This is a genomic window from Nitrobacter sp. 62-13 (assembly GCF_001896955.1).
GTDB lineage: Bacteria > Pseudomonadota > Alphaproteobacteria > Rhizobiales > Xanthobacteraceae > Nitrobacter.
On sequence record NZ_MKRN01000142.1, the window covers coordinates 1 to 5309 of the forward strand.

Below are 5309 nucleotides of genomic sequence, written 5' to 3' on the forward strand. Positions count from 1 at the left end.
CTCAACCCGCATCGCCTGATGACCTTAAAGCTAGACTTAAGGTCACACGCTTCGCGAATTACCTCATGTCAGACAAGACGGTGCCCGTCGGATGCGTACCCATCACGATCATATCCCTTAATTCTTCCGATAATTTGGCTTACCTCTGTCTCACTTGTCCTATCTTGAATAGCGGCGATAACAGTCGGAGTAAGCTCTGCGTAGACGTTAGTATCAGCACCTCCACCTATCGTCATTTTGTCTGCGGACCGCCTAAGCGGCAGGCCAATTTCCTGAATCATTGGCCTCAATCTTGATGTCAACGTGTTGATCGAGTCTTCATCGATCCGCTGAAGCTCTTGATCGTGCGCTTCAAATTCTTTTTCGCGCTGCTGCTCGGCCGCTATCTCTTGCGACGCTTGTTCCAGTTCTTTCCGAGTTGCAATTCTGGGTATGGCGGTATTTGTTGCTTGAAGAGACCACCTCAAAAGGTCGAGCGCTGCACTGGTGTTCGCTCTCTCACCGTCACCTATCGCTTGCCACGTTTTCAACTGTTCAAGATCTATTTGCTTCTGTTTAGTTCGCTCTTGCTCCACTGCGACAAGCGAATTGCTTTCGGCTAGCCTGATTTTAGCAAGATCCTTTACGAGGTCATCAGCCTTCTCAGTTCGTGGCAAAAGCATCTGCCAAACGTATGAGATAAGCGCAGAAAGCGGCACAGAAATTGCCGCTGCCATGCCTTGCTTAACGCCTGAAACAATAATGTCTTCTATAAACGAGCCACGCTGCGGGCTTCTGACAATAGCTTCAACGTTTGATTCTAGAGTAATCCTAGAAGCTACATGGTTTGTGCGACGAAAGTGCTCAACGGTCGCGATGAAACGTGCCATCGCATATTGAGATCGACTATATTCATAAAAATGAAGCTGACCTGAACTTGCTAGTCCTCCATCAAAACGAATTCTTATTGTCTCCGTGTAGTCAGCCATCAGCTCGCCCCCCAACCTCCGGTTGCAGATTCTAAAATTCTGCGAAGTAAGTCAAGATTGTTGGGGACGACACACAGGGTCGTTACGCACAGGTTCAAAAAGGAGAACGAGTACATCGCGCTTCAACAGCTGCTCGTTCGTTGAAGACAGTGCTACGCGAGGGCTACCGATTAACGCATCATTTCGAAAAATGGATTTGTACAGCTTGGGGTCTTAGCCATCTAATACTCCACCTGCGGAAACCACGTCTCCCCTCGCCCGTCCGGCGTCATGTCGAGAAGATTCCACAAGGGATCGGCCACGTCGCCGGCGCGGTGGTGCTGGCCCGGCACCGGGCGCGCGAAGGCCATCTCCGAGCCCCAGAAGTGATGGATTTTTCCGTTGCGCTTCTTGAACACGTTGAAGATGGTCTCGTCCCAGTTCTGGCCTTCCGGCACCCTGTGCTGAAACCGCATGGCTTTTGACAACTTCGTGGTGTCGCCGAAATAGTCCCCGTCGTAACAGTTACCGGCGGTCGAGAGCAGCGACAGGTGGTGCCAGCCGCGCCGGCGCGCGAACGCCACCAGCCGCGCGATCGGCGATTTGGCGACGACATGAAACGCGGCGCGCTGGGCGAGGTGCCGCGCGGCGCCGTCGATACCATCCAGAAGATGCGTGCAGCCGGGGCACGGCGACTCGCGCTCGGGTCCGTACATGAAGCTGTAGAGGATCAGCGTGTCGTGCGGCCCGAACAGTTTTGACATCCTCACCTTCTGCGGCATGAGATCGTCGCCGATGCGCTCGAACACGTAGTCCCACGGTACCTCGCCACCCAGCGGAAGCGCGCGGCGCCTCGCCGCCACCGCCTCGATCTGCGCGCGCAGCTTGATCTCCTCCTCCAGCAGCCGGTTGCGCGCGATGCGATAGCCCTCGCTCTCGTTTGGATATTGCAGGTGTTCCATGGAGGCCTCTCGGAAGTCCGGGACATCGCGTGCGGATTCGATGAGAGAAAACGCGGGCGGTAGAACCGGGTTCCGGCGGCGCGAATATCCTTTGGTCTCGCCGAATTCCGCTACAAAAAAAGCCCCGTCATTGCTGACGAGGCTCGCTGAGCGTCCGTTTCAGTACATCCGTGAACCGGGCGCAAAACCTGAAGCCGCGCTTCCGATGGAAATCGAAAGAGGCTCCGCAATTTCGATCTGACGCGCTTTTTCTTCACGCGGCATCCGTCCTCGGCCAAGCCACCGAGGATGCCCGAAAGCCCTCCAAAAGCGCGTCCCGGTACATCCGCGGGGATCACGGCGCTTTCCGATTTCTCCGCATGAAGCGCCGCCATCGTCTCGCCGGCGCGGCCATGATCTCGGGATGATCCTGGATCGAATCGATCCAAGATCATGAACGTGATCGATGCCAAGATTTCAGGAAGCGGGACGCGGACGGAAAACCGCTCCCGCTTTCATCCCGCTTTATGCGAGCGAGAGGTTTTCGGCGCTGACCTTGCCGCGCATCTTGTCGGTCTTGGCCTCGAAGTTGACCTTCTGGCCCTCGGTGAGGCCAGTGAGGCCTGCGCGCTCGACAGCGCTGATGTGGACGAACACATCGTTGCCGCCGTCGTTCGGCTGGATGAAGCCAAAACCCTTTTGGCCGTTAAACCACTTCACCGTGCCTGTCGTCATGAGAGTCGTCCTTGTTCCAAAGCGCGCACATGCGCGTTCACGCAGGATTGCGCGATATATCCAATCTCAGCGATGTCTTTGGAAAGGAGCCTGGCGGCGCTTAACAAAACCAATGCCAGCAATCGAATGGCGCCTCTGTAGCATTTCCTGGCGGAAAGAGCAAATTCCCGTCTCACTCTAGCATTTTGGCGTACAATGCCTATATGGCTTCCATGACCAAGCCCCCACCGAGCCCGGCACAACTGGCCCGTAACGAACGCATGCGCACTGCCGCCATCGAGGGCGCGAAGGCGCGCGCCGACATCGAGGCCCGCGACATCGCGGTCCGCAAGAACATGGAGCGCCTGCGCGCCCTGCGGCTCGCCAAGGAAGCCGAAGAGGCGGCGCAGCCGAAGCCGGTGAAAGCGCCCGCCCGGGGCAAAAAGGCAGCGGCCAAGCAAACTGCCAAGCTGTCGGATTTTCTCGCCTCGCAGAAGAATACCGGCCGGATGACGTGACGCGAATCCCGCTGAACGCGCATGGACCAACGCCAAATAAAAAAGCCCCTGATCGCTCCGGGGCTTTTTTGAGTCCCTGCACTGTCGCTTCCGGATGAGCGATTGCGCACGGCCCAACGCCTTGCCTTCGCGCCGATGCGGCGAACCTCAGATGCGCAATTGCACATCGGGGAATCCAGAAGCTCTTTCCAATCTCCGACCGGATCGGCTTGCGCTGCAAGCCGTCCGGAATGACGGATAATTCGCCGCTCAGTATCGGTAGTGATCGCTCTTGAACGGGCCTTCGACCTTGACGCCGATATAGTCTGCCTGATCCTTGCGCAACTCGGTGAGCTTGACGCCGATCTTGTTCAGGTGCAGCCGGGCCACCTTCTCGTCCAGCGACTTCGGCAGCACATAGACTTCGCGCTTGTATTTGCCGTCCTCGTTGTGGGCGAAGAGTTCGATCTGCGCCAGGGTCTGGTTGGTGAACGACGCCGACATGACGAACGACGGATGCCCCATCGCGTTGCCGAGGTTCACCAGACGACCTTCCGAGAGCAGGATCATCCGCTTGCCGTCCGCGAAGGTGATCTCGTCCACCTGCGGCTTGATGTTGTTCCACTTCAGGTTCTTCAGCGCGCCGACCTGGATCTCGTTGTCGAAGTGACCAATGTTGCAGACGATGGCGCGATCCTTCATCGCGCGCATGTGGTCGAGCGTGATGATATCCTTGTTGCCGGTGGCGGTGACGAAGATGTCGGCGCGTGGTGCTGCGTCCTCCATGGTCACGACCTCGTAGCCTTCCATCGCCGCCTGCAGCGCGCAGATCGGGTCGATCTCGGATACCATGACGCGGCAGCCGGCCTGTCGCAATGATGCCGCCGAACCCTTACCCACGTCGCCGAAGCCCGCGACCATGGCGACCTTGCCGCTCATCATCACGTCGGTGCCGCGGCGAATACCGTCGACCAGCGACTCGCGGCAGCCGTAGAGGTTGTCGAACTTCGACTTGGTGACGCTGTCGTTGACGTTGATCGCCGGCCACAGCAGCGTACCGGCCTTCTGCATCTCGTAGAGGCGGTGCACGCCGGTGGTGGTTTCCTCCGAAACGCCCTTGATGGATTTGGCGACCTCGCCGAACCAGCCCTTCGGCTTCTCCTTCAAGAGGCGCTTGATCAGCGCGAACAGCACCTCTTCTTCCTCGGCGCCGGGCTTGTCCAAAAATGCCACGTCGCCCTTCTCGGCGCGCACGCCGAGGTGGATCAGCAGCGTCGCGTCGCCGCCGTCGTCGAGGATCATGTTCGGGTAGCCGCCGCCGTGCCAGTCGAACAGTTTTGCGGTGTAGTCCCAGTATTCGGTCAGGGTCTCGCCCTTGACGGCAAACACCGGAATGCCGGCGGCCGCGATCGCGGCAGCGGCGTGATCCTGCGTCGAATAGATGTTGCAGGAGACCCAGCGGACGTCCGCGCCCAGCGCCGTCAGCGTTTCGATCAGCACCGCGGTCTGGATCGTCATGTGCAGGGAGCCTGCGATGCGCGCGCCCTTCAAGGGTTGCTTGGGGCCATATTCCTCGCGCGTCGCCATCAGGCCGGGCATCTCGGTCTCGGCGAGCGAGATTTCCTTGCGGCCGAAATCGGCAAGGCCGATGTCCTTGACGATGTAGTCGGTGAAACCTGCGGACGTCTTGGCGGCGGTAGCGGTGGTCATGTCGATCGGATCCCTTGTTGCGGCTCCTCCTCCCCGTCTGCAAGCGAGTGAAGAAGCGGCGTCATCTTTCCTTCGTCATGGTCGGGCTCGTCCCGGCCATCCACGTCTTGCTGACAAGAAGAAAGACATGGATGCCCGGCACAAGGCCGGGCATGACGTCTTGCTTGTTGTCACACTGCGCGCTTGATCACCTCGGCGAGGTCGGTCTTCTCCCAGGAGAAGCCGCCCTCATTGTCCGGCGTGCGGCCGAAATGGCCGTAGGACGAGGTGCGGGCATAGATCGGCCGGTTCAGGTCGAGATGCTTGCGGATACCACGCGGCGTCAGGTCCATCGCTTCCGAGACGATGCGCTCGAGCGTGTCTTCCGGCACCTTTCCGGTGCCGTGCGTATCGATGTAGATCGACAGCGGACGCGCCACGCCGATGGCGTAAGCGAGCTGCAAGGTGCAGCGGTCGGCAAGGCCGGCGGCGACGATGTTCTTGGCGAGATAGCGCGCGGC

6 protein-coding genes are annotated in these 5309 nt (G+C 59.0%); 1 reads left to right on the plus strand and 5 read right to left on the minus strand.

The window, feature by feature from the left end:
- Window positions 1-68: 68 nt before the first annotated feature.
- From BGN91_RS10380 to BGN91_RS10390, 3 genes are all read right to left on the minus strand, one after another.
- Entirely contained in the window at window positions 69-968 is a 900-nt protein-coding gene (locus tag BGN91_RS10380; RefSeq protein WP_292612855.1) for a hypothetical protein, read from the minus strand.
- A 221-nt stretch (window positions 969-1189) separates the two neighbouring features.
- Window positions 1190-1909 carry a DUF899 family protein gene (locus BGN91_RS10385; RefSeq protein ID WP_292612857.1) on the minus strand — a complete coding sequence of 240 codons (720 nt, stop codon included), beginning with the start codon at window positions 1907-1909 and terminating at the stop codon, window positions 1190-1192.
- A 504-nt stretch (window positions 1910-2413) separates the two neighbouring features.
- Window positions 2414-2623 (minus strand): cold-shock protein, encoded by a 210-nt coding sequence (locus BGN91_RS10390; protein ID WP_292612858.1) that lies wholly within the window; start codon window positions 2621-2623, stop codon window positions 2414-2416.
- A gap of 212 nt (window positions 2624-2835) precedes the next feature.
- Between BGN91_RS10390 and BGN91_RS10395 the strand changes: the two genes are divergently transcribed.
- Window positions 2836-3120, plus strand: coding sequence for a hypothetical protein (locus BGN91_RS10395; RefSeq protein ID WP_292612860.1), 285 nt, complete (start codon window positions 2836-2838; stop codon window positions 3118-3120).
- 249 nt (window positions 3121-3369) lie between these two features.
- Here the strand turns inward: BGN91_RS10395 and ahcY are convergent, their stop codons facing one another.
- Window positions 3370-4809 carry an adenosylhomocysteinase gene (ahcY, locus tag BGN91_RS10400; RefSeq protein ID WP_292612862.1) on the minus strand — a complete coding sequence of 480 codons (1440 nt, stop codon included), beginning with the start codon at window positions 4807-4809 and terminating at the stop codon, window positions 3370-3372.
- 170 nt (window positions 4810-4979) lie between these two features.
- A partial coding sequence (locus BGN91_RS10405; RefSeq protein ID WP_292612864.1) for a methionine adenosyltransferase domain-containing protein occupies window positions 4980-5309 on the minus strand: 330 nt, incomplete at its 5' end.

What these genes read in the sequence shown, in the direction of transcription:
- BGN91_RS10380 (WP_292612855.1), bottom strand. Translation starts at nt 968, where the DNA reads ATGGCTGACTACACGGAGACAATAAGAATTCGTTTTGATGGAGGACTA.
- BGN91_RS10395 (WP_292612860.1), top strand. Translation starts at nt 2,836, where the DNA reads ATGACCAAGCCCCCACCGAGCCCGGCACAACTGGCCCGTAACGAACGC.
- BGN91_RS10385 (WP_292612857.1), bottom strand. Translation starts at nt 1,909, where the DNA reads ATGGAACACCTGCAATATCCAAACGAGAGCGAGGGCTATCGCATCGCG.
- ahcY (WP_292612862.1), bottom strand. Translation starts at nt 4,809, where the DNA reads ATGACCACCGCTACCGCCGCCAAGACGTCCGCAGGTTTCACCGACTAC.
- BGN91_RS10390 (WP_292612858.1), bottom strand. Translation starts at nt 2,623, where the DNA reads ATGACGACAGGCACGGTGAAGTGGTTTAACGGCCAAAAGGGTTTTGGC.